22 protein-coding genes are annotated in these 23,950 nt (G+C 65.1%); 13 read left to right on the top strand and 9 right to left on the bottom strand.

The window, feature by feature from the left end:
• Nucleotide 1 precedes the first annotated feature (1 nt).
• A complete protein-coding gene (locus tag DLM85_RS18500; RefSeq protein WP_111479648.1) occupies nt 2–1,804 on the top strand; it encodes a hypothetical protein in 1,803 nt (600 codons plus the stop codon).
• Nucleotides 1,805–2,159: 355 nt separating this feature from the next.
• On the opposite strand, the gene DLM85_RS18495 is transcribed toward DLM85_RS18500, so the two are convergent.
• Nucleotides 2,160–2,435 carry a hypothetical protein gene (locus tag DLM85_RS18495; RefSeq protein WP_111479647.1) on the bottom strand — a complete coding sequence of 92 codons (276 nt, stop codon included), beginning with the start codon at nt 2,433–2,435 and terminating at the stop codon, nt 2,160–2,162.
• A 92-nt stretch (nt 2,436–2,527) separates the two neighbouring features.
• Here DLM85_RS18495 and DLM85_RS18490 point away from each other — a divergent pair, with 92 nt between their 5' ends.
• Nucleotides 2,528–3,115: an RNA polymerase sigma factor gene (locus DLM85_RS18490; RefSeq protein WP_111479646.1), complete on the top strand. Its 588-nt coding sequence runs from the start codon at nt 2,528–2,530 to the stop codon at nt 3,113–3,115.
• 43 nt (nt 3,116–3,158) lie between these two features.
• Nucleotides 3,159–4,319, top strand: coding sequence for a trypsin-like peptidase domain-containing protein (locus tag DLM85_RS18485; protein ID WP_111479645.1), 1,161 nt, complete (start codon nt 3,159–3,161; stop codon nt 4,317–4,319).
• 362 nt (nt 4,320–4,681) lie between these two features.
• Here the strand turns inward: DLM85_RS18485 and DLM85_RS18480 are convergent, their stop codons facing one another.
• Nucleotides 4,682–5,530 (bottom strand): hypothetical protein, encoded by an 849-nt coding sequence (locus DLM85_RS18480; protein ID WP_111479644.1) that lies wholly within the window; start codon nt 5,528–5,530, stop codon nt 4,682–4,684.
• 196 nt (nt 5,531–5,726) lie between these two features.
• Here DLM85_RS18480 and DLM85_RS18475 point away from each other — a divergent pair, with 196 nt between their 5' ends.
• The 3 genes from DLM85_RS18475 to DLM85_RS18465 are packed head-to-tail and all read left to right on the top strand — an operon-like array spanning nt 5,727 to nt 7,286.
• Complete coding sequence (locus tag DLM85_RS18475) at nt 5,727–6,299, top strand: DUF4142 domain-containing protein (RefSeq protein WP_111479643.1); 573 nt, start codon at nt 5,727–5,729, stop codon at nt 6,297–6,299.
• 40 nt (nt 6,300–6,339) lie between these two features.
• Nucleotides 6,340–6,579 (top strand): hypothetical protein, encoded by a 240-nt coding sequence (locus DLM85_RS18470; protein ID WP_111479642.1) that lies wholly within the window; start codon nt 6,340–6,342, stop codon nt 6,577–6,579.
• Nucleotides 6,580–6,635: 56 nt separating this feature from the next.
• Nucleotides 6,636–7,286 carry a DUF4142 domain-containing protein gene (locus DLM85_RS18465; protein ID WP_111479641.1) on the top strand — a complete coding sequence of 217 codons (651 nt, stop codon included), beginning with the start codon at nt 6,636–6,638 and terminating at the stop codon, nt 7,284–7,286.
• Between the two features lie 173 nt (nt 7,287–7,459).
• Here DLM85_RS18465 and DLM85_RS18460 read toward each other — a convergent pair whose 3' ends face one another.
• Both DLM85_RS18460 and uvrA read right to left on the bottom strand, forming a co-directional pair.
• Complete coding sequence (locus DLM85_RS18460; RefSeq protein WP_111479640.1) at nt 7,460–7,867, bottom strand: hypothetical protein; 408 nt, start codon at nt 7,865–7,867, stop codon at nt 7,460–7,462.
• A gap of 131 nt (nt 7,868–7,998) precedes the next feature.
• Complete coding sequence (gene uvrA, locus DLM85_RS18455; protein WP_243636033.1) at nt 7,999–11,097, bottom strand: excinuclease ABC subunit UvrA; 3,099 nt, start codon at nt 11,095–11,097, stop codon at nt 7,999–8,001.
• A 272-nt stretch (nt 11,098–11,369) separates the two neighbouring features.
• On the opposite strand from uvrA, the gene DLM85_RS18450 reads away from it, so the two are divergent.
• Nucleotides 11,370–11,849 carry a hypothetical protein gene (locus DLM85_RS18450; RefSeq protein ID WP_133257140.1) on the top strand — a complete coding sequence of 160 codons (480 nt, stop codon included), beginning with the start codon at nt 11,370–11,372 and terminating at the stop codon, nt 11,847–11,849.
• A gap of 68 nt (nt 11,850–11,917) precedes the next feature.
• Here DLM85_RS18450 and DLM85_RS18445 read toward each other — a convergent pair whose 3' ends face one another.
• Entirely contained in the window at nt 11,918–12,631 is a 714-nt protein-coding gene (locus DLM85_RS18445) for an SH3 domain-containing protein (RefSeq protein WP_111479638.1), read from the bottom strand.
• Nucleotides 12,632–12,806: 175 nt separating this feature from the next.
• On the opposite strand from DLM85_RS18445, the gene DLM85_RS18440 reads away from it, so the two are divergent.
• The gene (locus DLM85_RS18440) at nt 12,807–13,538 is read left to right on the top strand and encodes a hypothetical protein (RefSeq protein ID WP_133257139.1); all 732 of its coding nucleotides are present in this window, start codon (nt 12,807–12,809) and stop codon (nt 13,536–13,538) included.
• A gap of 261 nt (nt 13,539–13,799) precedes the next feature.
• On the opposite strand, the gene DLM85_RS18435 is transcribed toward DLM85_RS18440, so the two are convergent.
• Nucleotides 13,800–15,455, bottom strand: coding sequence for an FAD-dependent oxidoreductase (locus DLM85_RS18435; protein WP_111479636.1), 1,656 nt, complete (start codon nt 15,453–15,455; stop codon nt 13,800–13,802).
• Nucleotides 15,456–15,537: 82 nt separating this feature from the next.
• On the opposite strand from DLM85_RS18435, the gene DLM85_RS18430 reads away from it, so the two are divergent.
• The 3 genes from DLM85_RS18430 (at nt 15,538) to DLM85_RS18420 (ending at nt 16,860) form a co-directional block, all read left to right on the top strand.
• Entirely contained in the window at nt 15,538–15,783 is a 246-nt protein-coding gene (locus tag DLM85_RS18430; protein WP_111479635.1) for a hypothetical protein, read from the top strand.
• 10 nt (nt 15,784–15,793) lie between these two features.
• Nucleotides 15,794–16,327: a DUF3592 domain-containing protein gene (locus DLM85_RS18425; protein WP_111479634.1), complete on the top strand. Its 534-nt coding sequence runs from the start codon at nt 15,794–15,796 to the stop codon at nt 16,325–16,327.
• A 77-nt stretch (nt 16,328–16,404) separates the two neighbouring features.
• Nucleotides 16,405–16,860, top strand: coding sequence for a DUF3592 domain-containing protein (locus DLM85_RS18420; protein WP_111479633.1), 456 nt, complete (start codon nt 16,405–16,407; stop codon nt 16,858–16,860).
• 385 nt (nt 16,861–17,245) lie between these two features.
• On the opposite strand, the gene DLM85_RS18415 is transcribed toward DLM85_RS18420, so the two are convergent.
• The 3 genes from DLM85_RS18415 to asnS all read right to left on the bottom strand — a co-directional run bounded on the left by DLM85_RS18415 (nt 17,246) and on the right by asnS (nt 20,845).
• On the bottom strand, nt 17,246–18,412 hold the full coding sequence (locus DLM85_RS18415; protein ID WP_111479632.1) for a hypothetical protein: 1,167 nt from the start codon (nt 18,410–18,412) through the stop codon (nt 17,246–17,248).
• A gap of 797 nt (nt 18,413–19,209) precedes the next feature.
• Entirely contained in the window at nt 19,210–19,311 is a 102-nt protein-coding gene (locus tag DLM85_RS26350) for an IS4/Tn5 family transposase DNA-binding protein (RefSeq protein ID WP_111479701.1), read from the bottom strand.
• Between the two features lie 139 nt (nt 19,312–19,450).
• On the bottom strand, nt 19,451–20,845 hold the full coding sequence (gene asnS, locus DLM85_RS18400) for an asparagine--tRNA ligase (RefSeq protein ID WP_111479700.1): 1,395 nt from the start codon (nt 20,843–20,845) through the stop codon (nt 19,451–19,453).
• A 316-nt stretch (nt 20,846–21,161) separates the two neighbouring features.
• Between asnS and rpoN the strand changes: the two genes are divergently transcribed.
• Both rpoN and DLM85_RS18390 read left to right on the top strand, forming a co-directional pair.
• Entirely contained in the window at nt 21,162–22,745 is a 1,584-nt protein-coding gene (rpoN, locus tag DLM85_RS18395) for an RNA polymerase factor sigma-54 (protein WP_111479630.1), read from the top strand.
• A gap of 583 nt (nt 22,746–23,328) precedes the next feature.
• Nucleotides 23,329–23,949, top strand: coding sequence for a hypothetical protein (locus DLM85_RS18390; protein ID WP_133257138.1), 621 nt, complete (start codon nt 23,329–23,331; stop codon nt 23,947–23,949).
• Nucleotide 23,950 lies beyond the last annotated feature (1 nt).

Raw genomic sequence — 23,950 nt, 5'->3', positions numbered from 1 at the left:
TATGCTTTTTTCCACCTTTTCCGGCTCGTTGCTTTACCTGGCACACGCGGCTTTGTGCGTGCTGCTGGCCGCCGGTCTTGCCCGGCAGGCCTGGCGCAGCGCCCCCGGCCGGCGCCGGCTGGCCCGCCTGGTGGCCGGGCTGCTGGCAGCGGCGGCGCTATGGCTCAGCGCTTATCCGCCCCAGCGCCGCGCGGTTTCCGCCGGGGCCGGCTCGGCCATTGTGCTCACGCCCGGTTATTCTGCTGACTCCGTGCGCCGCCTCCGGCACCAGCTGGGCCCGGTGCCGCTGTTGCGCTACCGCCCCGCGGCCACGCCCGGTGGCGACACGCAAGCCCTAACCTCGTTGCCGGGCCTGCGCGCCCGCTACCCCGACCTGCACCGCCTCCACGTGCTGGGCACGGGCCTGCCCGTGGCCGATGTACCCGCCCTGCCCGGCGGCCTCGAGCTTGTGGCGCACCCAGCGGGGCGTAGCGCGCAGTTCACTGCCGCTGCCTGGCTGCCGCAGCTGCCGCTGGGCGAAACCCTGCGGCTCGAAGGCCATTTCCGCGGAGCGGGGCCGCAGCCGGTGTGGGTGCGCCTGAGCGTCGCCGGCCGCCCGCTCGACTCCGTGCAGCTGCCGGGGGCCGGGGGGCCGTTCACGCTGCGTTACCAGCCCCGCTACGTCGGGCGGCAGCTGGCCCGCCTCGAAGCCCGCCGGGGGCGCACCTTGCTGGCCACGGAACCGGTGCCGCTGCAGGTGCAGCCGGCCCGCCGCCTGCGCGTGCTGCTGCTGGCCGGCTCGCCGTCGTTCGAGCTGAATCTGCTGAAAAACCACTTGGCCCGGCGAGGACAGCAGGTGGCACTGCGCCTGCACCTCAGCCGTGGCCTGCTGCAATCCGAAACCCAGAACCAGGCCGGGGCCGCCCCGGCGACGCTCACCTCCGCCGTCCTGCGCCGCTTCGATGCCGTGGTGGCCGATGCCGACGGCCTCAGCACCCTGGCCGCGGCCGAGGCCCGGGCCCTGGCCGCCGCTACCGCCGACGGCCTGGGCGTGGTGCTCATCGGGGCCAACGAGCTGCCCCGCAGCCTGCCCGGCCGTGCCGATTTTGTGCTGCAGCCCCGCCCCGCCACCCAGGCCGAGCAGCTTCAACCCATCGGCTGGGAAGAGCACCGAGCCAGCGTAGTGCTGCCGGCCGTGCTACGCCCCACGCCCAACACCCGCCCGCTGGTGACCGGCCCCACGGCCGCCGCGGCGGCCGTGGTCAGCCGCCGTACGGGCTGGGGCATGGTGCTGGTGGCCACGCCGGCCAGCACTTACCCCTGGCTGCTCAGCGGCGCCACCACCCGCTACGATTCGTATTGGCGCACCCTGCTCGGCGCCGCGGCCCGCCCACTGGCGCCCGTTGCCCGCTGGCAAACCCCGCGCTGGCCCCGCCCCGACGAGCCCCAGCCGCTGCAGCTGACGACGGCGCAACGCCCGTCGCGCCCCGCGGCCGTCGTTACGGCGGGCAGCGGGGCGGCGTCAGTAGCCCTGCGCCAGCAGCCCGCGCAGCCCGAAGTGTGGCAGGGCACGTACTGGCCCGCCCGCCCCGGCTGGCACGCGGTGACGGCTCCCGGCCAGGACACGGCCGCTTTTTACGTATTCGGAGCTGCTGATTGGGCAGGCCCGCAGCAGGCCCGTTGGCTGGCGGCGGTGGCCGGCCGGAGCACTGCCGCCGCCGCCCCGCCGGCGGCGGCGCACCCCGAGCCCTGGCTGCCGGCCGGCTGGTATTTTGCCCTGTTCGTAGCCGCGGCCGGCTGGCTGTGGCTCGACGAAAAGCGCTGATTCCGGCAACCCCGGCTAATACCGGATGCCGGGGTGTCCGGTCAGGCGCGGATCGGGGGCCTCTCCCACCAGATATTCCCCCACCTGCATTACGCGGCCGCGGAGCGTGCCTTCGAAGTCAAGCGACACGGTTGGCGGCGGGGTACTGGGCTGGGGAGACGGAAGCGGTTGTTGGGTGAGCGGAGCGGTGGTAGCGGGAGCAGGCACGGGCACGGGGAAGTGAACGAGGCCGCAAAAATACGGGCGGTGACGCGTTTGGGAAAAGCCCGTAAACCAAACCGCCCGGACTTCTCCGAGGAGAAATCCGGGCGGTGGCCTAAAGCAACAGTGGCTGACGCGCGATCAGCCAGCGCAATTACTTGGCAGCTTCCGTGGTGGTAGCTTCCGTGGTGGTCGTGGTGGTAGCCGGAGCAGCAACCGTCGTGTCAACGGCAGCAGCAGCCGTCGTGTCTACAGCCGTCGTGGTAGCTTCGGTCGTAGTGGTTTCGGTGGTCGTAGCTTCGGTGGTTTCAGCAGCTTTGTCACCGCCGCACGAAGCGAGGCTAACTACGGCGAACAGGGCGGCTACTTTCAGCAGATTGGTCATCTGAGTGGTAAGTTTGAAAATGTTGGTCTGAAAAACGCCGTTCATACCAGAATCCAGGGGAGGTAACCCAGTGAAGAAAATATTTTTTCCACGGGTTACCGAACGAGCGTTAAGGCATTAAGAACGAGTAACTGCGCATGGGCAAGGGACAACCTTCCTACACCGACGAGGAGCTGCTGGCGGGTATCCGCCACGGCGACGACCGGGCATTGGCACACATGTACCGCCAGTATTTACCCACGGTCATTCACTTGGTCACGCAAAACAGCGGAACCGAGGACGAGGCCAAGGATATTTACCAGGAGGGCGTGATGGTGTTTTACGAGAAAGTCCGCGAGGGCACGCTCGAGCTGAGCTGCCAGATCAAGACCTACTTGTACGCCGTGTGCCGCCGGCTGTGGCTGAAGCGGTTGGCCGAGAAAGGCCGCTACGGCGGCCGCCTCGACGACTTCGAGCCCTACCTCGAAACCGGCGCCGAGGCCGACCTGGCCGACGCCGAGGAACGCGACCGGCAATTCGCTCTGATGAGCGAGGCGCTGGTCCGGCTCGGGGAACCGTGCCGGTCCTTGTTGGAGGGGTTTTACCTGCTCGACAAGTCCATGCAGCAGCTCACGGCGGAGCACGGCTACACCAACGCCGACAACGCCAAGAATCAGAAATACAAATGCTTGGTGCGTTTGAAGAAGTTGTTTTTCACCCAGTACAAGGAAGAGCCGCTTTCCTGACCGACGCCCCTCCCCTGGCGGGACTCACCCCCGCCCTACCGCTATGATGACCGAAGCAGATTACTACGCCTTCTTCGACGATTACCTGAATGATCGGCTCGACGCGCCGGTGCGCCAGAACCTGGAGCGCCGCCTCGCCGCCGACCCGGTATTGGCCGAGCGCCTGGCCGATTACCAGCGCCTGACCGGCACGCTAAACGCCTACGGTCAGCGCCTGCGCGTGAGCGAGAAGCTGCGCGCCATTCAGGCCGAAATCGACGCGGAGCAGGAGCAGGTGCTGGAAACGGGCCGTCCCGAGATGCCCGTCATGCGCATCTCGCGCACCGAGCAGTGGCTGCGCGAGTTCTGGCACGGGCACCGCGCCACCATGGGCGTGGCCGCTTCGGTGGCGGTGCTGGCCGTGTTTGCCACCTTGCTGGGCCTGCAGTGGTGGAACGCCCACACCCAGCCCACCACCCGCGCCGTGCAGTACCTCAGCAGCAAGGTGGACAAGCTGGCCAAGGCCCAGCAGAAGGACCGCCGCGTAATGAACCAGGTTATCAACCAGATCGGTAGCACGCCGGCTACGCCCGTAAACCCCGGCAAGTTCAGCGGCACCGGCTTCGCCCTGACGGCCGATGGCTACGTGGTGACCAGCTACCACGTCATCGACGGGGCCGACTCGGTCATCATCGAGGGCCGCGACAAGCAGCGCCTGCGCGTGGAGCCGGTTTTCTCCGATGCGGCCCACGACCTGACCATCATGCGCGTCATCGACCGCAATTTCCGCGGCTTCGGCCGCCTGCCTTATACGGTAAAGCGCCGGCAGGCCGAGCTGGGCGAGAAAATCTATACCCTGGGCTACCCGCGTGAAGACCAGGTATATAACGACGGCTCGCTGAGTGCCCGCTCCGGTTTCGAGGGCGACACGGGCTTCTACCAGATCAGCATCCCCGTGAACCCCGGCAACTCGGGCGGCCCGGTGCTGGATGATCGGGGTAACCTCATCGGCGTTATCAGCAGCCGGCAGATGGACGTGCTGAGCACGGCCTTCGCCACCAAGTCGTCGTACCTGGCCCGCCTGGTCGATTCGCTATCGGCCGCGCCGCACCCGCATACCTACAACCTGCCCAAACAGAACCAACTGGTAGGCCAGACACGCCCCCAGCAGATCCGCAAGCTCCAGGACTTTGTGTTCGTGGTGAAAGTATTTGACCGCGACTAAGCTTTCCGCCTCACATAAACAGCCGAGCGCCGTGGCCCCAAGCCACGGCGCTTTTCGTTTGAGCGCTGCGCCGGCGGCAGCGCCCTCGGTCATGCGAAGCGCGGCAATCTTTCCCTCGCGACACAACGCCACAAGCAGCACCGCCCGAAACCGTCGTTGAACAAGTGCGGGCGGTGTCGTTTTTCGGCTTCTGCCAGTGGTAGCGGCGGTGCTATTAGAGGAAGGATTGCCGCGCTTCGCTCGCAAGGACGGCTGGCGCTGCCGCCTGCCGTCCCTTCAAAACAAACAAGCCCCGACGAGACGCCGGGGCTTGAGGTAGTGGCAGCGGGTGGAGGACGCTGCTGGTAGTAAAAGGCGGCAGATTAGCGAATCCGGATGGTGCGGGTGCGGCCGTTCACCGTCACCGACACGAGGTTGTCGCAGGCTTCGGTGCCGGTGGGGTCGTAGTTCAGCAGCAGGGTTTTCTCCTTGGAGGTGGTGATTTCGACGGTGCCAGCCACGAACAGGCGGGCGCAGCCGCGCTGAAACACTTTCTTGAGCGGCTGCTGAATGGTGGCCGTGAACGAGACGCCCTTGCGGTTGGTGCCCGAGGCCAGGCCCGTCACGGAGTACTCGTCGTCGAGGATGGTGCGGGTAGCCTGGCCGGCCGTCTGGGTGTAGGTGCGCTGTGAGGCCCAGGTGAACGTGCCCTGCGCAGTGACCACGCTGGCGGCCTGCACATCAAGGGTATAGGTGCCGTTGCCGAGGTAGGTAATGGTGCGGGTGCCGGTGTGGGCGTTGCCGTTGACGGAGTAGCCAACCAGCGAAATCACCACCGACGAGCCCGCCTGCCGGTGCTGCCCGTTGAACACGGCCACGATTTGCCCGCGGCGCACGCGCCCGTCGCGGCCGGTGCAGCCGTTCGGATCGAAGGTGATGGTGAGCGTGCGGGTGGCCGCGTCGTAGGTGCGGGTGGCGCAGCCGCTGCCGATGGCGGCCAGGTCGGTGGCCGGGGCATAAGGCGCGGAGGTACCGCGGTTTACGTCTTCCGGGGCGTTGGCATCCACGTACTCGTAAGTGGCCGCGTCGGCCCCTTCGGCGTCGGAGTTGTCTTCGGCCGAATAGCTGCTGTCGGGGCCGAAATCCCGGTCTTTGTTGCAGCTGGCCAGCCCGGCCAACAGGCTGGTCCCCAGGGCCGAGAGGAGCAGGGAGCGGTAAAGGGAGCGTTTCATGGGAGAGGAGCGGTGTAGCGGTGAAGAAAGTGAGGTCCCGGGTTTCGTTGGCTTGGAAGCACACGGCCGGTCAGAGTTTAAGCGCCCGCGCAAAAAAATTTTCCGGGGCGGGAACTTCTTCTTCCAACCGCCGCCGCCGCCCGTCGTATAGCCTTGATTGTCGGTTCACTGCCGCGGCTCCGGGCCGCCTCTCTCCATGTCCATCCCCGTTCGTGCCCTGCTATTCGCTCCTCTTGCCCTGCTGCTGGCATGCGGCCAGGGCGAGCGGGACCCCGTGGCCGATGCCAAGTTTGCCAACGAGCAGCGCATCGGGCGCGAAGACATTACCAAGCGCCAGCAACGCGACGCCGACTTTATGGTGGAAGCTGCCACCGGCAGCCGCCTCGGGGTCGAGCTGGGTCAGCTGGCCCAACGCCGTGGTAGCAGCCCGGCCCTGCGCGCCTGGGCCCCGCAGCTCACGCGCGACGCCGCAGCCCTCGGCGCCGCGCTGCGCACCGTGGCCGAGCAGAAGGCCCTCACCCTGCCCGAAGGCCTGAGCACCGAGCAGCAGGACGTCATCAGCAAGCTCACTACCCTGAACGGGCCGGAGTTTGACCGCCGCCTGCTGGAGGCTGCCACCGACTACCTCGACGACGCCCGCGACGATTTCGACGACATGGGCGACGATGCCTACGACGGCGACATCCGGGCAGTGGCGGCCAAGTACGCCCCCATTCTCAAACAGCACTACGAGCAGGCCGATGAGCTGCACGACCAGCTCAAGCCTTGAAGCCGGCTCCTTTTCTTACTTCAACCAAGACACCTTTCCTATGAAACGCTCTGCTTTGCTGTTGGCCCTGCCGATGGCCGCCCTGCTGACCTTCAGCGCCTGCTCCGACGGCGCCAAGCGCGACGACGCCACCGCCGGCGACGCCGTCACCGACATCGACAAGGCCCGCGAAGAAGGCGGCGTGCAATCCGATGCGGTGGTTATCGACAACGACGCCGGCCCGACCGTGACGGCCAATTCCGACTCGGCCGCCGCCACGCCCGCCGATTCGGCCCGCTAACCCGATTTGCCAGTTCCTATTGTTGCCGCGCCATTCCTAACCATTCCCAAACACCCATGAAAAAGACCCTCTTGCCCCTGCTGTGTTGTGCGTTGCTGCTAGCCGGCACCAGCGCCTGCACCGACAACAAAACCACGGCAGACAACACGGAAACGGCTAATAACGAGGCCAACGACAACTACATGCGCAACGCCACCAGCGGCGAAGCCACTGCCACCAACGACGGCGACACCACCGGTTCGACTTCGGCCATGCCACCCGCCGATGCTACCGCCACCGCGCCGCACGCCACCGACCAGGAGTTCATGGAGTCGGCAGCCCACAGCGACCAGAACGAAATTCAGCTCAGCAAGCTGGTGCTCGACAAGGGCGCCACGGGCATGGCAAAGGACCACGCCAACATGATGGTGAAGGACCACACCAAGTCCACGGCTGACCTCATGCCCATTGCCAAGAAAAAAGGCGTGACGCTGCCCACCGACATGGACGCCGAGCACAAGGCTATTGCGGAGCAGATGAAAACCCTTGCGGGCAAAGAGCTGGAGCAGCGCTACATGCAGCAGATGGTGCTGGACCACCAGAAGACGCTGAACACCATGAAGGCGCACAGCACCATGACCCAGGACGCGGACCTGCGGGGCTTCATCGGCAAGGTGACCCCGGTGGTGCAGGGCCACCTGGATATGTTTCAGAAAATGAAGATGTAGTGCCGGACCGGCCCCGCCGCAGGGCCAGTCTTTCTGCGCGGCCGCCCGCACCTTTACCGGCCGCTCGTTGCCGCCCCGGCCCCAAAAAAGCCGCCCCGACCTGGAGTCGGGGCGGCTTTTTTGGGGCCGGGGCGCAGGCTGACTCGATGGCTGCAACGAGTGGGCCGCCGCAATTAGGGCGTTGGGGCGGCCGTCCACTCCAGCTTGTAGGAGTCGCAGTTCAGGGCGTTGATATTCATGCGAAACGTGCCTTTGGCGGCCTTCCTGCCAATGTCGCCGTCGAACTCGAAGCGCCAGGCGGTGGCTCCGCCGTTGGGCGGGTCCACGACTACGCCGCTGGCCCGGCCGTTCTGAATCGGGAAGCGGTGCGTGGGGCCGGCGGTGGTTAGCTCCAGTTTGCCGGCGCAGCGCCAGTACCCCTGAAACGTCAGATCGGACAGGCTCTTGCCGTCGGGGGACACGTCGAAGCTGATTTTGGCGCCTTTCATGCCGTTGCTGAACGTGCCGGTCCAGCGGGTAGGTTTGGGCGGGGCGGTTACCACGGCTACGCCGAGCAGCAGGGGAAATACAAGAACTTTCATGAACGGTGGGCGGGTAGGCAGAGAACGAAGCGCCCAAAATAAGAAGCTCGACCATTCGGGGCAATAAAAAAACGCCACCAGTTACCGCGCGGTAGCTGGTGGCGTTTGTCGGGGCCGAAGGGCCACCGCCGTTACGCGGCCTGGTCTTCGCCGTTGTCCTTGCCGGTTTCCCCGGGCTTCTCCACGGCGTACTTGCTGACTTTCAGTTCCTCGGCCAGGAAGCGGGCCGTGTGGCTTTTCTTCACCTTGGCCACCTGCTCGGGCGTGCCCTGGGCCACGATGGTGCCGCCACCCGCCCCGCCCTCGGGCCCGAGGTCGATGATGTGGTCGGCCACTTTGATCAGGTCCAGGTTGTGCTCGATGATGAGCACCGAGTTGCCCTTGTCGGCCAGCTTCTGCAGCACGTTGGAGAGGTGGCGGATATCCTCGAAGTGCAGGCCGGTGGTGGGCTCGTCGAGGATGTAGAAGGTCTGGCCGGTGTCCTTCTTGCTTAGCTCGGTGGCCAGCTTCACGCGCTGCGCCTCCCCGCCCGACAGCGTGGTAGCCTGCTGCCCGAGCGTGATGTAGCCCAGCCCCACGTCGTCCAGGGTCTTGATCTTGCGCAGGATACGCGGCTGATTCTCAAAGAACTCCACCGCCTTCTCGATGGTCATATCGAGCACGTCGGTGATGCTCTTGCCCTTGAACCGCACTTCCAGCGTTTCGCGGTTGTAGCGGCGGCCCTTGCAGGTTTCGCACTGCACGTGCACGTCGGGCAGGAAGTTCATTTCGATGGTGCGGATGCCGGCGCCCTCGCAGGTTTCGCAGCGGCCGCCCTTCACGTTAAAGGAGAAGCGCCCCGGCCCGTACCCGCGGATTTTGGCCTCGGGCAGGTTGGAGTACAGCTGCCGGATTTCGGTGAACACGCCGGTGTAGGTGGCCGGGTTGGAGCGCGGCGTGCGCCCGATGGGCGACTGGTCCACCTCAATCACCTTGTCCAGGTGCTCCAGCCCTTCGATGGTCTGGAACTGCAGCGGCTCCTTCTTGGCGTTGAAGAAGTGCTTGTTCAGAATCGGGTACAGCGTGTCGTGGATGAGCGAGGATTTGCCCGAACCCGACACGCCCGTCACGGCCACGAGCTTACCCAGCGGCACTTTCAGGGTCACGTTCTTGAGGTTGTGGCCCTTCGCGCCTTTCAGCAGCAGCTCGGTGCCGTGGCCTTCGCGCTTTTTCTTGCGCAGCTCGATGTGCTTTTCGCCGCTCAGGTACTGGGCCGTGAGCGAGCCGCTGCGCAGGAAGGTGTCCGGGTCGCCCTCGGCCACCACGTGCCCGCCGTGGATACCCGCGCCGGGCCCGATGTCGAGCACGTGGTCGGCGTGGATGATCATGTCCTTGTCGTGCTCCACCACGATGACCGAGTTGCCCAGGTCGCGCAGGTGCTTCAGGGCGTTGATCAGCCGCTCGTTGTCGCGCTGGTGCAGGCCGATGCTGGGCTCGTCCATGATGTAGAGCACGCCCACCAGCTGGGTACCGATCTGCGTGGCCAGGCGGATGCGCTGCGACTCACCGCCCGAGAGGGTGCGCACCGAGCGGTGCAGGTTCAGGTATTCCAGGCCCACTTCCAGCAGAAAGCCGATGCGCTTGCGGATTTCCTTGAGCAGCTCGCGGGCAATCAGGTTCTGGCGGTCGGTCAGGCGCTCCTCCAGCCCTTCAAACCAGCGGCTTAGCTCGCCAATGTCCATCACCGACAGCTCGCCGATGTGCCGCTGGTCGATTTTGAAGTGCAGCGACTCTTTCTTCAGGCGGAATCCGTGGCACTCAGGGCACTCGGTGGCCTGGGTGTACTGCTGAATCCACTCGCGGATGTTATCCGATTCGGACTCCATCTGCCGCCGCAGGAACGGGATGATGCCCTCAAACGGCTCGGAGTAGGCGGCTTTTTTCTTGTCGTCCTCGTCCTCCGGCTCGGGCACACCGTTCAGGAGCCGCTCCACCAATTCGCGCGGCAGCTTCTCGATGGGCGTGGTCAATGACACCTTGTTCTTCTTCAGAATCAGGTTCATCTGCTGAAAAATCCAGATGTCGCGGTACTCGCCCAAGGGGGCAATGCCACCGCGGCTGATGCTCAGCTTGGGGTCGGGAATGACGGATTCCTCGGTAATCTGCTGAATCTCGCCCAGGCCGTTGCACACCGGGCAGGCGCCGTAGGGCGAGTTGAAGGAGAAAGTGTTCGGGGCCGGGTCGTCGTAGGCAATGCCGGTCGACGGATCCATGAGGAAGCGCGAGAAAAACTGCGTCTTATTCGCGTCCGGATCGAGTACCAGCGCGGTACCCTTGCCGTGCGTCAGCGCCGACTGCATGGAGCCCGAGAGGCGAAACCGGTCGTCCTCCTTCACCACCAGCCGGTCGATGACGATTTCGATGTCGTGGATTTTGTAGCGGTCCACCTGCATCTTGCTGGTGATATCCAGCAGCTCCCCGTCGACGCGCACCTTGGTGAAGCCCAGCTTAGCCACTTGCTGAAACAGCTCGCGGTAGTGGCCCTTGCGGCCCTTCACCACCGGCGCCAGCACCACCAGCTTGCGGCCTTCGAAGTGCTTGAGGATGTAATTGATGATCTGGTCGTCGCTCTGCCGGATCATCTTCTTGCCCGTCACGTAGCTGAAGGCCTCGGCGGTGCGGGCGTAGAACAGGCGCAGGAAGTCGTAAATCTCGGTAATGGTGCCCACCGTGGAACGCGGGTTGCGCGAGGTCGTCTTCTGCTCGATGCTGATAACCGGCGAGAGGCCCTCAATCTTGTCCACGTCCGGCCGCTCCAGGCCGCCCATAAATGAGCGGGCGTAGGCCGAAAACGTCTCCATGTAGCGGCGCTGCCCCTCGGCGTAGATGGTATCGAAGGCCAACGAGGATTTGCCCGAGCCGCTGATACCCGTGAAAACCACCAGCTTGCCGCGCGGAATCTGCACCGACACGTTCTTCAGGTTGTGCTCCCGGGCCCCGTACACCTCAATGAACGGCGCCTCGATGGTGGCCGCCGAGGAGTGCGTGGCCGAGGTGGCCGGCGCCGCCACGGCCGTGGGCGCCGGCACGTGGCCGTTGCCGCCGGGCGCGGGTTCCTCCGTCAGCGCGGCCACCGGGGTGTCGGCTTTGGGGGCGGCCGCCTTGCGGGGCTTGGCGGCAGCGGTGGACGTTTTGGGCGCCTTGGCCGGAGCTTCGGCTGCGGCCGGAGCCGCTGGTTTTTTCTTAGCCATGCAGTGCGTAGCAGATAAGCCCGCGAAAGTACGTTAAAAGCCTCCCGCATGCCAGCCGCAACAAGTTATTTGCTAGCGGAATTAGCCAGGTTGGCTAAGCGGGTTGCAGAAGGATTTAACCCTGTTGCCGGGATTTTCGTTCGGGCTTTCCGAGTTGCTTCCCAGCGGTTTCAGCCGCCGGACGTTAGAGCTACGTACCCGTTGCTGTCTGGTTTGGCGCTGTTCTTGTCAACTGCTCCCCAGCTTCGTTTTCTCTACCCCACTCATTTCCCATGAAACGCACTTCCCAAGGTTTTTTGGCCGCCCTGCTGCTTGCCGGCGCGCTAGCCGCCGGCACCCCGGCGCAGGCCCAGGTCAACGTGAACATCAACGTGCCGAGTTGGGGCGTGGCCGCCCCGGCCGGCACCCAGTACTACTACGTGCCCGAGTACGGCGGCTACTACGACCTGCGCGCCCAGCAGTACATCGTTCAGCGCAACGGGCAGTGGGCCCGCGTGGCTTCCGTCAACGGCTACGACCCGCGTGGCTTCCACCCCGTCGTCATCGACTACGTGGGGGCGCAGCCGTGGGTGTACGTGACCCAGCACAAGGCCAAGTACGGCCACCCGCACGGCATGCCTCCCGGCCAGGCCAAGAAAATGAAAGGCGCCTACGTGGTGCCCGCCGGCGGCAACGTTATCGTGGTGGACGACCACGGCGGCAAGGGCAAAGGCAATGGGAACGGCAAGGGCAAAGGCCACGGCAAGCACTAAGCCCTGCGGTTCCTGCTCCTTGGCTGATAATCAAACCGGCGCTGCCTGCTCAGGTAGCGCCGGTTTTTTTATTGCCCCGAACAAGGGCCGTTCCGGTTTGCATCAACCTCGGCCACGTAGCCGGGGGCAGCCCGGCCGGGCACCTCGATTTCCGTCCAGCCCTTGCCCGCTGCGCTGGCCTGCGGCCGGATGCGGGCGTAGCTACCGGTCGGTATCATGCTTATCTGCGGGGAGTTACCCGCCGGGCGGGCATGCACCGGGACCGGGTGCGTAGCCATCAGCAGGCACCCAGCGGGCGGAGCCTGCACCAGCGGCAGGTCGGCGCAGGCCTGGTCGGCGGCTCCGAAGGCCTCGGCGGCCCGCACCCAGCGCAGGCGGAAAATGCCCACGTTGGCGGCCTGGGCCGTGGCCGGGTCGAAGCCCACCCAGCCATCGGCAGTGCGGGCGGTCAGCGTCAGTTTCTCGCCGCTCGTCACCTGGCCAAACTTTGGGGCTTTCATCCCGGGCCGCTGGTAAATGGTAACGGCCCGCGTGGCCACCCGCTGGCATTGGCTACCAGCAGCGAGCTGAAACGGAGCGGGCCACGCAACGGCCGCCGCGGAGTCGGCGGTGCCGCTGCTGATGGCGGGCGGCACCGGCGCAACCGGCGAATCGGGGGCGGAAACCGCGGAATCGGCGGGTACGGGCGGCGGGCCGCTATCGACGACGGAATCAGCGGGCTTTTCCGGGGAGCAGGCCAGCAGCAGGCAGCTGCTCAGCCGGAGCAGGTATGAGCGAAACATGGTTGATTATCAGCAATAAGTAGCATGACCCGGCGCACGGCGGCCGGTCCGAGCGAGTCTTCATACGAAAGCCAACGGCAGGGTGGTATCTTGCTTTGAACGCTCCATTCGCGGGTGGAAAATTGTGGTGCCGTTTTTGCGTTGACGGTGAACAACTTCTTTGTTTTCTCAGCTCATGAAACCATTGCTCAAATCAGCCCTGCCGCTGTTTCTGCTGGCGCTGCTCTACGGCGGCCCTGCGCAGGCCCAGGTGCAGGTCAACGTGAACGTAGGCGCACCCGCCTGGGGCCCGCCCATCGGCCCCGGGGTGCAGTACTACTACATTCCCGAAATCGACGGCTACTACGACCTCTACACCCAGTCGTACGTGTACTTCGACCCCTACTACAACACCTGGGTCAGCGCCCCGGCCCTGCCGGCCGCCTACTACGCCGGCTACGACCCGCGCTATTTCCATCCGGTGGTGGTGCAGTACGTGGGCCGACAGCCCTGGGGCCGGATCTACGACCACCGCTCCTACTGCAACACGCGCGGCTGGCGCCCCGGCTACTACCGCTCGGCACCCGGCCCGCGCTGGCAGGGCGGCTACGGCGGCAACGGCTACCGCAGTCAGGGAGACGGCCGCTACGACAACCAGCCCTACGCCCAAAACGGGCCCGGCCGCGGCGGCTACCAGGGCGGCAACGCGCCGGGCGGCCGCGGCGGCTACCAGGGCGGCAACGCGCCGGGCGGCCGCTACGACAACGATGACCGCCGCGGCGGGGGCTACGACGGCCGCCGCGACCAGCCCAACGGCGGTGGCCGCCCCGACTACGGGCAGGGCCAACCCGGCCGGGGCCAGGGCGGCTTCGGCGGCAACAGCAACGGTGGCAACGGCCCCGGGGGTGGTCGGGGCCGCGTGCGCTAAGTCCGCCACGTACTCCGCGTAAGAAAAGCCGCTTCGGCCATTTGGCCGGGGCGGCTTTTTTATGGTCCCTGCTCAAACCGTCGAACGATGCAGAAACGCCCACCCACGGCCCACCGGCTGTGCCAGCGAGGCAGTTCCAGCTTGGGGGCTGGCCGCGCGGCAGCGTAGTGCCCCAACGGCCAATCATCACCCAAATAGCTATGCACAAGCAGATTATGTATCCGTCGTACTCCTCCAGGCTCCGCACCCCGGAAGCCCGCGCTACTGCGCCTGCGCCGCCTTCAGCCGCCCGGCCCAGTCGACCTCGTGGCGGGCTTCGGCGGGCGCGGGCATGCGGTCCAGTGCCAGCAGCGCTTCGATGCAAATCAGGTCCGGGTCACGGTTCATGCCGGCGGCGGCCAGAATGCGGCCTTCGCCCACGTACAGGGCCAGGAAGTTCTGTTGCTCGACCGGGCCGTGGTAGATGATGTCGTCCCAGTGCTTGGCATGGCCGGCGTAGCGCAGGCTTTTGCCGAACTGCTGCGTCCAGAAAAAGGGCACCTTGTCGAACCGGACGCCCCGGCCCAGCATGTTCAGCGCGGCCACGCGGCCCTGCTGCTGCGCCACGCGCCAGTGTTCGATGCGCGTGCGGCCGCCGGCCGGGTGCAGCTCGAACGTGGCCACGTCGCCGGCGGCCCAGATGGCGTCGCCAACGCGCAACTGCTCGTCGACGGCCAAGCCGCCGTCGGGTTCCAGCGGCAGCACCTCGCGCAGAAAATCGGTGGCGGGGCGTACGCCGATGCCTAGCACGACCACATCGGCCGGCAGCGAGTCGCCCGATTTCAGCACCACCGTGCCCAACTGCCCGCCCGGCGCGGTGCGCAGCTCCGCCAGCCCGTCGCCCCCGCGAAACGATACGCCCTTCTGCTGATGCAGCTGGCGGAACATGGCCCCGATGCGCGGCCCCAGCACCTTTTCGAACGGCTCGGCTTCCTGGGCCACCACCGTCACGGTGCGCCCTGGCTGCCCGGCCAGGCTGGCCGCTGCTTCCATGCCGATGAAGCTGCCACCGACTACCACCACGTGCCGGGCGTCTTTGGCCGCGTCGCGCAGCCGTTGCGCGTCGGCATGGCTGCGGAGCACGAACAGGCCCGGCAGGTCGTGACCGGACACGGCGGCGGGCAGGGTGCGCGGCGTGCTGCCGGGGCTCAGCAGCAGCGCGTCGTAATGGAGCGGCGCCCGGCCATCGGCGAAGTGCAGCTCGCGTCTGGCCGCATCCAGCCCGCTGATGGATGCCTCAGTGAGGCGCTCGATGTGGTAGTCGCGGTAAAACGAATCGTAGCGCAGCGGCAGGTGCGCGTCGTCGGTCTTGCCGGCGAGGTAGGCTTTGCTGAGCTTGGTGCGGTCGTAGGGCGCACTGGCCTCGGCCCCGACGAGCACCACGCGCCCGGCGAAGCCCTCGGTGCGCAGCGTCTGGGCGGCCATTTGCCCAGCAGCCCCGGCTCCCACGATGACGAACACGCTGGCGTCGGTGGGGCGGCCCTGGCGCAAGGCGGGTGCGGCTCCGCCGGTTTCGGCCGTTGGCGTGGCGTCGGGCGACTCGGGCACGCGGGGCGCGGCGGCGGGCAGCGTCACCCACAGGCGGCCATCGGCTTCGCGCAGCGGGTAGCGGGGCAAATCGTCCAGAGCCGGCGGTTCGCAGAGCTTGCCATCGGCCGCGCGGAAGCAGGCGTGGTGCCAGGGGCAGACTAGCTGCTCGCCCACCAGCCGACCCTTTTCCAGCGGGGCGCCGTAGTGCGGGCAGTGCGCGGCGAAGGCGTGGTACTGCCCGTGGTGGCGCAGCAGCAGCACCTGGGTGTCGGCGGCAGGAAAGGCTTTCAGCTCCCCGTCGCGCAGGGCGTCGGCGGGGGCCAGATCAAACTCCGGGGAATCGGCCATGAGAACGGGGCGGCAGGGGTGACAACTGCTACTCCCAACGTTTTCCGGCCCGCCCGGGTTAAGCAGCTAAATAGCTACCGCCATGAGCGACTACCGCCCCATCAGCTGCTCCTTCTACGACGAGCTGGAAGCCCGCGCCACCACCCGGCAGCCCTGCGTCCTGCACTACCGCGAGACGCCCGATGCCCCGCTCAGCACCCGCGAAGGCGTCATTCAGGACCTCTACATCCGCGCCAAAGTGGAGTACCTGCGCCTGACCGACGGTTTCGAGTTGCGCCTCGACAAGCTGGCGGCCGTCGACGACCGGGAGCTGCGCAACTACTGCTAGCTTTGGCGGCATGGCCCCCAGCCCCACTCCTCCCGCCGGCCGCCCCCACGCGGCGCACTACATTGCCTCCTTGGTGGCGGCGGGGTTCTGCGTGGTGCTGCTCTATCTGGCGGCGCGGGAGGCCCGGGGCGTGCTGGTCCGGCGCACCGAGGGAGTACCGCTCATCGGCACCGTTACGCAACGGCGCGTAATTCCCCCTGCTCCCGATAAAAACGGCAAGCGCGCCACCACCCGCAAGCCCGGCGACGCCACCATTGAATACACCGTCGCGGCTAGCTACCAAGGGCAGGAGGTGCGGCTGGTCAACCGCTTCCACCATTCCTCGGCGACTTACCAGGTAGGCGACAAAGTGCCCATTATATATGTACAGACTCAGCCCGAGCACAGCCGCCTGGCCACCACCACCGAGCAGTACGGGCAGCTGCTGCAGCTCACGGGCTTTGGCCTGCTGAGCGGCTTTGCGGCGGCGCTGCTGTGGCTGCGCCGGGTTACTGCCGGGGCGCTGTTTGCCGACTCGCCTAAGCGGCCAGGTAGTACGCGCTGACAGTCGGTGTTGCATTATTCAAGCCACTAACCTACAGACTGTTCCACATTAGCTTTAATGCTCTAGTTACGCTCGTTATGTCTGGCTCTACACATTCCGCCGAAACAAACCACACCGGCCGATACTACATGTACGCCTTTATTGCATTTTGGGAAATCATTGTGCTCTGCGCTGCCGGCTGCGAAGGCCACCATTCCTACCGCCGCTACTCCCGTGGCGTTGTTGCGCCGGCCGTAGTGGTCAACGACTCCATGACCGAAGGCGACACCCGACTGTACGTGGTGCAGTTCAGGGCTCAGGACCAGCAGACTTATACCGTGCAGAGCCACTTCAACACTCTGGGCCACCGATACTACCGAGGACAGATGGCTCGGGTCGTGTACCTGCCCGAGGACCCGGCCGACGGGCGCATCGACGACAATGCGGAGAAGTATGGCGTGGCGGGCGGCTGCTTGCTGATGGCCGTGTTCGGGCTACTGTTCGGCGGAGCCGTGTACTACTTCTTCGACCGGCCACAGCGCCTAAGCGCATGACCCGCAGCGCAGACTTCAACCTGCGTGTGAACAGCAACGCCCGGCTATCATAGCTTGTCCTTACCCAAAACTTAAGCCACGTCGGCCTACCGGCCGGCGCTGCCTATTTACATGGTTACGTCGGCGCGCAAATGGGCCCCGGGCTGCCGCACCCAGCCCGCTGCCAGCCGCACCACCCGCCGCGTGCGTCGCACGTCGCCCAACGACGCCCCACCAACATGCGTCTGCGCCCGCTGCTGCGCTGCGCCAAAACCTGCTGATATGCTCATCCTGCAAGCTACCCATGACCAACAAAAAGCGCTGGCCCGTGGGCCAGCGCTTTTCGCCTTTGGGGTAAGAACAAGGCCGGTTGGTCGGCGCTTTATATCGGCGGGTAGTAGAACGGTTATTGCCGGCTGATAATCCACCAGTTGGTGCCGTCACTTTGCACGACGATGCCCCGGGCACCGGCACTGTTGTTCAGTCCGTAGGTGCCAAAGGCGCCGCTCGCGTCGCGGAAGACCCCTGTTACCACATAGCCGCCGCCCGTGGTCAACAGATTGTGGATCCGGCCAGTGTTAGCAGCACTCGGAGCAGGTAGGGCAATGCTGCCGCCCACCAGCACGGTATAGTCATTGTCGGCCACCGAGCCGCTGCTGAGGGTGCGAATGCGGGCGGCCACCGAGCCGGCCACCTGCAACGTGCTGGTGGGGCCGGCAGCGCCGATGCCCACGTTGCCGGTGTTGCTGATGGCAATGCCCGCGCTGCCGCCGTTGCCCACCAGGGAGTACGAGCCCAAGTTGAAGTTGCCCCCGGCCGTCGTGGGGGCGGGCACCGGCTGCCAGGTACCGTAGCCGCTGCCGTCCGACATCAGCACCTTGCCCGCGCCCTGGGTGCCATCGACGATGCGAATGGCCGAGCCGGTGCCGTTGTAGCCCGGGTTCTGGCAGATGCCCACCCAGCGCAGCGGCGTGGTGGTGCTGCCCGCGGAGAAAAAGCCGGCCCAGCCCCCACCGCGGTAGGCAGTGGCCCAGATGCCGTAGTCGTTAGCGGTGCTGGTGCCCTCGGGCAGCTTGCCGTAGCCCGAGAGTATAACGCGGGAGTAGCGGGCCCCGAAACTGCTGCGGGTGATGAGCGCCGTGCTCTGCGTGCCCACGCTGGCGTTCAGCTCCACCTGGGCGGTAGAGTCGCCCAGGGAGGTGCCCACGGTGCCCAGCAGGCGCTGCTCGTTCAGGTTGAGGGTCTGGGTAGCCGAGTGGTTGCCCAGGTTGTCGCCAGTACTGCTGCCGGCGCTGAGGGAAGTCCAGCCGGCAGTGGCTTCGTAGTACCAGAAGCCGGGCGTGCCATCAGTCTGGTACACCAGCAGGCCCACGGGCACGGGTGCGGCAATGGCGGTGCGCTGGGCCTGGGTCAGGCGCGGCACCAGCACGCCCTTGTCGGTGGCCGTTACGTCGAGGGCGGCTTTGGCATTGGGAGTGGCCGTGCCAATGCCCACCGAGCCGGTGGTCTGGGCCAGCGCGGCGGGCGCGGCAGCCGTCAGCAGCAGGGCTGCTAGCAGGTACTTATGAATCATGGCAAGAGGTGTGGAGGTAGAGCGTGATGGTGACCCCGATACACGGGCACGATAAAGGTAAAGCGGATAAGAGGGCGGTTTTGTCGCATGTTGATGCGACAAAACCGCCCGCCCTAGGTGCAGCAGGACGGGCTTGGGCGGGCACGGCGGGCGGACTTCCGGTAAAGCCCGCGCGGCGGGGCCGCTCGTTACGCAGCAGCGGGCACGGGTTCGGTGGCCTGAGCTTTCTTAGCCAGCCAGGACGCATGCAGCGGGGGTATCACCCAGTCGTTTATCTTCCCTTCTTGAAAACACACTATATCCTCCGCTCCCGCTGGCCCGGCTGCTCCGCGGCTGCGGCGACGGGTCGCTAAGGCATGGATTGGGACGGCTTGGTTCAACTTTCCAGCAGCGTAGAACAGCACCTGGTCTTGTGGTTTGACCACTACCACTAGTGTGTCTTGCCGCTCCTGTCGCCCGTCGGGTTCAGGCAAACGGGCAGTTAGGTAAGCTCACCAAGACTTTTCTATGCGGATAGTATTTAAAAAGAGGTATATCCCGACAAAGAACACGGCCAGTATCTCGAAACCAATCCGATGCCCGTCACGGGTAGCAGGATCATGAGCGGCATCAAGGCCGCATAGCGACCCAACATAACGGCCACGGCCAGCCCGTCCACGAGCCGGAGGCCCCACACGATGCCGTTGAAACGCCATGCTCCGGCGCGGATTCTGGCAGGAAACTCGGCAGTATGCCTTAAGGACATACCGAGCAGCAAGTAAAGCTCAAGCGTCCAATATACATTCATCCATGGCCAGTCATCCTGGCTGCCGCGCCCAGCCGGCGGCCAAGCGGTAGACGCGGCGCGTACGACGAACGTCTCCCAACTGCACGGCGCCGAAATGCCGCTGCGCCCAGATTAGGGCATCCCAAAATCAGTTGATACCCTCATGCCCACAACATGCAAAAAAGCCGCTCCGGTCAAGTGACCGGGCGGCTTTGAGTGTTGGCTAAGGATAAGCTATCATAGCCGGGCGTTGTTGTTTAGCGCCTGAGCGCTTAAAACTCCGCGTTCTTGGGGAAGCGCGGGAAGGGAATTACGTCGCGGATGTTGGTCATGCCGGTCACGAAGAGCACCAGGCGCTCGAAGCCCAGGCCGAAGCCCGAGTGCGGGGCCGTGCCAAAGCGGCGCGTATCGAGGTACCACCACAGTTCCTCGGCGGGCACGTGCATTTCCTGCATCCGCTGCTCCAGCTTCTCCAGGTCTTCCTCGCGCTGCGAGCCGCCGATGATTTCGCCGATGCCGGGGAAGAGCACGTCCATGGCGCGCACGGTGCGACCGTCCTCGTCGAGCTTCATGTAGAAGGCCTTGATGTCCTTCGGGTAGTTCGTCAGGATAACCGGCTTCTTGAAGTGCTTCTCCACCAGGTACCGCTCGTGCTCCGACTGCAGGTCGGTGCCCCAGTCCACCGGGAATTCAAACTTCTGCTTGGCCGTTTTCAGGATGTCCACCGCCTCGGTGTAGGTCAGGCGCTGGAAGTCGTTGTCGATAACGAAGCGCAGGCGCGTGAGCAGCTCCTTGTCGTACTGGTCGTTGAGGAATTGCAGATCGGCCGGGCACTTCTCCAGGGCGTAGCGCACGAGGTAGCGCAGGAAATCCTCCGCCAGGTCCATGTTGTCCTGCAGGTCGTAGAAGGCCATTTCCGGCTCGATCATCCAGAACTCGGCCAAATGGCGGGCCGTGTTGGAGTTTTCGGCGCGGAAAGTCGGCCCGAAGGTATACACCTGGCCCAGGGCCATGGCGGCCAGCTCGCCCTCCAGCTGCCCCGAAACGGTCAGGTTGGTGGCTTTGCCGAAGAAGTCCTCCGAGTAATCCACCTGCCCGGCTTCGGTGAGGGGCGGGTTCTGGTCGGGCAGGGTGGTCACGCGGAACATCTGGCCGGCGCCCTCGGCGTCGGAGCCGGTGATGATGGGCGTGTGCACGTAGAAGAAGCCCCGGTCGTTGAAGTACTGGTGCACGGCAAAGGCCAGCGCGTGGCGCAGGCGCAGCACCGCCCCGAAGGTGTTGGTGCGGGGGCGCAGGTGGGCAATTTCGCGCAAGAACTCCAGCGAGTGGCCTTTTTTCTGCAGCGGGTAGGTTTCGGGGTCGGCCTTGCCCAGCACCTCGATTTCGAGAGCCTGCACTTCGGTGGCCTGGCCCTTGCCCTGCGAGGCCACCAGCTTGCCGCGCACGGCGATGCACGAACCGGTGGTGACGTCCTTGAGCGTCTCTTCCGGAAACTTCTCAGCGTCGGCTACTACCTGCAGATTATTGATGGTCGAGCCGTCGTTGACGGCAATAAACTGCACGTATTTGTTGCCGCGGCGGGTTCGCACCCAGCCTTTTACGAGCACTTCGCGGTCCAGCTCCTGGCTGGTCAGCAGCGCCTCTACGCTTGATCTTCTGACGGACATCGTCTTAGCAATGAAGTTGAGCCGGCAAAAATACGCGGCTTGCATGTCATTCCCGCCTCCCCCGCCGGTCATTCCGAGCAAATCAGACCGTTATGTCGAGCTTGTCGAGACATCTCGCGTGCTGACGGCTTGTGGTATTGTCATGTCGAGCGAAGCGAGACATCTGGGTGAACGACATTGACATTGCCCCAGATGTCTCGCTTCGCTCGACATGACAGCCCTACCAACCTTTCCGCCCCAACTCAAGTACACAGTAGGCTATATTTGGCAGGGCTGCGCCTGCTACTTTTGGCGCCCCGCACCGCTTACCGCTGCCATGCAAAGACTGGACATGAAGCAGCTTCTCTCGCAGAAGCTGTCCCCCCAACAGATCCAATTCATCAAGCTCCTCCAAATTCCTACGGCGGAGCTGGAAATGCGCATCAAGGAAGAGCTGGAAATGAATCCGGCGCTGGAAGAAGGCGACGCGGAGGAAGCCGACCTGGCCGACGAGGACGCGGACGACGAGTTCGGCGACGACGACGCGGACGACGATACCCCCGACGAGCCGGCCGAGGGCGAAGAGTACGACAACGAGGAAAACATTCTCGACGAGGATTTTGACGAGGTGCCGGAGCCCGAAATCGAGCTGCCCAAGGACGAGGATACCAGTGAAACCAAGGACTCCGACGACCTCGACATCGACGACTACCTCAACGACGACGAAATAGCCGGCTACAAGATGCAGGGCGACAACGGCGGCGACGAGGAGGAGCGCGACATGCCCCTGGCCGATACCAGCAGCACGCTCACCGACTCGCTGTTCGAGCAGCTGCGCTTCATGGACCTCGACGACAAGGAAGAGGCCATCGGGCGGCAGCTCATCGGCTCCATCGACGCCGACGGCTACATCCGCCGCGACCTGGGCGCCATCGTCAACGACCTGGCCTTCTCGCAGAACATCGACGCCTCGGAGGCCGAAATCGAGCTGGTGCTGCGCCTGATTCAGACCTTCGACCCGCCTGGCATCGGCGCCCGCGACCTGCGCGAGTGCCTGCTGCTGCAGCTGGACCGCCGCCCCCACGACGACGTGGTGGACCACGCCCAGCACATTCTGATGGACACGTTCGACGAGTTCACCAAGAAGCACTACCAGCGCATTCAGCAGAAGCTGGACCTGGAAGACGACGAGCTGAAAGACGCCATCAGCCTGATTCTGAAGCTCAATCCCAAGCCTGGCGGCTCGGGCCCCACCGGCGGCGGCCGGGTGCAGTACATCATCCCCGACTTCATCCTGACCAACGACAACGGCGACCTGAACCTGACGCTGAACGCGCGCAACGCCCCCGACCTGCGCGTGAGCCGCGACTACCAGGAGATGTTTCAGGCCTACGACAAGGGCGCCCGCAAGGACAAGAAGCTTAAGGAAGCCGTGACTTTCGTGAAGCAGAAGCTGGACGCGGCCAAGTGGTTTATCGACGCCATCAAGCAGCGCCAGAACACCCTGCTGCGCACCATGGACTCCATCGTACGCTACCAGCGCGAGTTTTTCCTCGACGGCGACGAAAGCAAGCTGCGCCCGATGATTCTGAAGGACATAGCCACCGAAATCGGCATGGACATCAGCACCGTGAGCCGGGTGGCCAACTCCAAGGCCGTGCAGACCGAATTCGGCATCTACCCGCTGAAGTACTTCTTCTCCGAAGGCATTGCCACCGACTCGGGGGAGGACGCCAGCTCGCGCGAGGTGAAGCACATCCTGAAGGAAATCATCGAAGCCGAGGACAAGCGCCGCCCGCTCTCGGACGACAAGCTGGAAAAGATGCTCAACACCCGCGGCTACAACATTGCCCGGCGCACCGTGGCCAAGTACCGCGAGCAGTTGAACATTCCGGTGGCGCGGCTGCGCAAGGAGCTGTAGTCGGCCCCAATAGATTGGCGCATCAGCCCCGCATCTATGCCACTCCTCTGCGCAAAAGCAGCCTTCTTTCGGCCTATAACTGGGCTTCTACTGATACCAACAGCAATGGGATGCGAGCAGACTGCTCCGTCCCATTTTGCTTTTACCTCTAATTCGGTTTCGCCTCCCCCACCGCCGTTGCGTGGGTGTGCATTTGCGGGGTACTTGCCCACCGCGGACGGCGACAGTACCCAGACCGATGTCGATTTTGTATCTGCTACCGAGTATTTGTATTCTCCCCGTGTTCAGCAACGACCGGGAGTCGCACCATCCCCATCCGGCACCTGGTCGGCCGATACCACCGCACCGTTCTTCTGGACCGGGCAGCCCCTGCTCATCAGCTTGGTCGATTATACCTCACAAGACACGCTGCGTTTTCACTTGCAATACCGCCCGGCAAGTGCGGGCTGGCGCACTCGCCTCTTTTTAACTCCCGCTTACCGGCTGGGTGTTAGCAATGCCGATTCCCGCTTCCGGCTACGCCTCTTGCCAGGAATGTAATGGACTGACGCAGCGGCCCGCGGCAACGTCTATTTTTGCCGCTGTGTCCCACCGTTTGGCCCAGCTGCTCTCCATCGTCTTCCACCCGCTGCTGGTGCCCACGTACCTGGTGCTGCTGCTCTGCTACGGCTGGCCTAGCCGGCTGCCGGTGCCTGGCGTGGCCCCGGTACCGGCCACACTGCTGCTGCAGGCCTGGGCGCTGAGTTTCTGGCTGCCCAGCCTGCTGATTGGCCTGATGGCCCGCTTCGGCCTCATCAGTTCGGTGGAGCTGCCCGACCGGCGCCAACGCACCGCGCCGCTGCTGCTGGCCGCCGGCGGCTTTGCGGCCGCCGCCGTGCTGCTGGCCAGCTACGCCCCGCAGGCCGAGTTGCTGAGTCGGCTGTTCGCCGGCATCACCGTATCGGTGCTGCTGACTACGCTTATTACGCTATGGTGGAAAATCAGCGCGCACGGCGTGGGCATGGGGGGGGCCGTCGGGCTAGGCCTGTGGCTGCTGACGGCCCCGGGAAGGGGCAGCGCCGCCCCGCTCACCTTGCTGGCCGTACTACTGCTGGCTGCGGCCGTGGGCTGGGCCCGGCTGCAGCTGCGCGCCCACACCCGCGCGCAAGTGCTGGCCGGGCTGATGCTGGGCACCGTGATATGGCTGGCGTTCAGCGCGTTTTAAC

The sequence above is a fragment of the Hymenobacter edaphi genome, assembly GCF_003258365.1.
Classification (GTDB): Bacteria; Bacteroidota; Bacteroidia; order Cytophagales; family Hymenobacteraceae; genus Solirubrum; species Solirubrum edaphi.
Note: the sequence above shows the minus strand (reverse complement) of the source record. Positions and strands in the feature narration are given on the sequence as shown.

Coding starts and splice junctions, on each gene's coding strand:
- DLM85_RS18500 (WP_111479648.1), top strand. CDS start 2: ATGCTTTTTTCCACCTTTTCCGGCTCGTTGCTTTACCTGGCACACGCG.
- DLM85_RS18495 (WP_111479647.1), bottom strand. CDS start 2,435: ATGAACGGCGTTTTTCAGACCAACATTTTCAAACTTACCACTCAGATG.
- DLM85_RS18490 (WP_111479646.1), top strand. CDS start 2,528: ATGGGCAAGGGACAACCTTCCTACACCGACGAGGAGCTGCTGGCGGGT.
- DLM85_RS18485 (WP_111479645.1), top strand. CDS start 3,159: ATGATGACCGAAGCAGATTACTACGCCTTCTTCGACGATTACCTGAAT.
- DLM85_RS18480 (WP_111479644.1), bottom strand. CDS start 5,530: ATGAAACGCTCCCTTTACCGCTCCCTGCTCCTCTCGGCCCTGGGGACC.
- DLM85_RS18475 (WP_111479643.1), top strand. CDS start 5,727: ATGTCCATCCCCGTTCGTGCCCTGCTATTCGCTCCTCTTGCCCTGCTG.
- DLM85_RS18470 (WP_111479642.1), top strand. CDS start 6,340: ATGAAACGCTCTGCTTTGCTGTTGGCCCTGCCGATGGCCGCCCTGCTG.
- DLM85_RS18465 (WP_111479641.1), top strand. CDS start 6,636: ATGAAAAAGACCCTCTTGCCCCTGCTGTGTTGTGCGTTGCTGCTAGCC.
- DLM85_RS18460 (WP_111479640.1), bottom strand. CDS start 7,867: ATGAAAGTTCTTGTATTTCCCCTGCTGCTCGGCGTAGCCGTGGTAACC.
- uvrA (WP_243636033.1), bottom strand. CDS start 11,097: ATGGCTAAGAAAAAACCAGCGGCTCCGGCCGCAGCCGAAGCTCCGGCC.
- DLM85_RS18450 (WP_133257140.1), top strand. CDS start 11,370: ATGAAACGCACTTCCCAAGGTTTTTTGGCCGCCCTGCTGCTTGCCGGC.
- DLM85_RS18445 (WP_111479638.1), bottom strand. CDS start 12,631: ATGTTTCGCTCATACCTGCTCCGGCTGAGCAGCTGCCTGCTGCTGGCC.
- DLM85_RS18440 (WP_133257139.1), top strand. CDS start 12,807: ATGAAACCATTGCTCAAATCAGCCCTGCCGCTGTTTCTGCTGGCGCTG.
- DLM85_RS18435 (WP_111479636.1), bottom strand. CDS start 15,455: ATGGCCGATTCCCCGGAGTTTGATCTGGCCCCCGCCGACGCCCTGCGC.
- DLM85_RS18430 (WP_111479635.1), top strand. CDS start 15,538: ATGAGCGACTACCGCCCCATCAGCTGCTCCTTCTACGACGAGCTGGAA.
- DLM85_RS18425 (WP_111479634.1), top strand. CDS start 15,794: ATGGCCCCCAGCCCCACTCCTCCCGCCGGCCGCCCCCACGCGGCGCAC.
- DLM85_RS18420 (WP_111479633.1), top strand. CDS start 16,405: ATGTCTGGCTCTACACATTCCGCCGAAACAAACCACACCGGCCGATAC.
- DLM85_RS18415 (WP_111479632.1), bottom strand. CDS start 18,412: ATGATTCATAAGTACCTGCTAGCAGCCCTGCTGCTGACGGCTGCCGCG.
- asnS (WP_111479700.1), bottom strand. CDS start 20,845: ATGTCCGTCAGAAGATCAAGCGTAGAGGCGCTGCTGACCAGCCAGGAG.
- rpoN (WP_111479630.1), top strand. CDS start 21,162: ATGCAAAGACTGGACATGAAGCAGCTTCTCTCGCAGAAGCTGTCCCCC.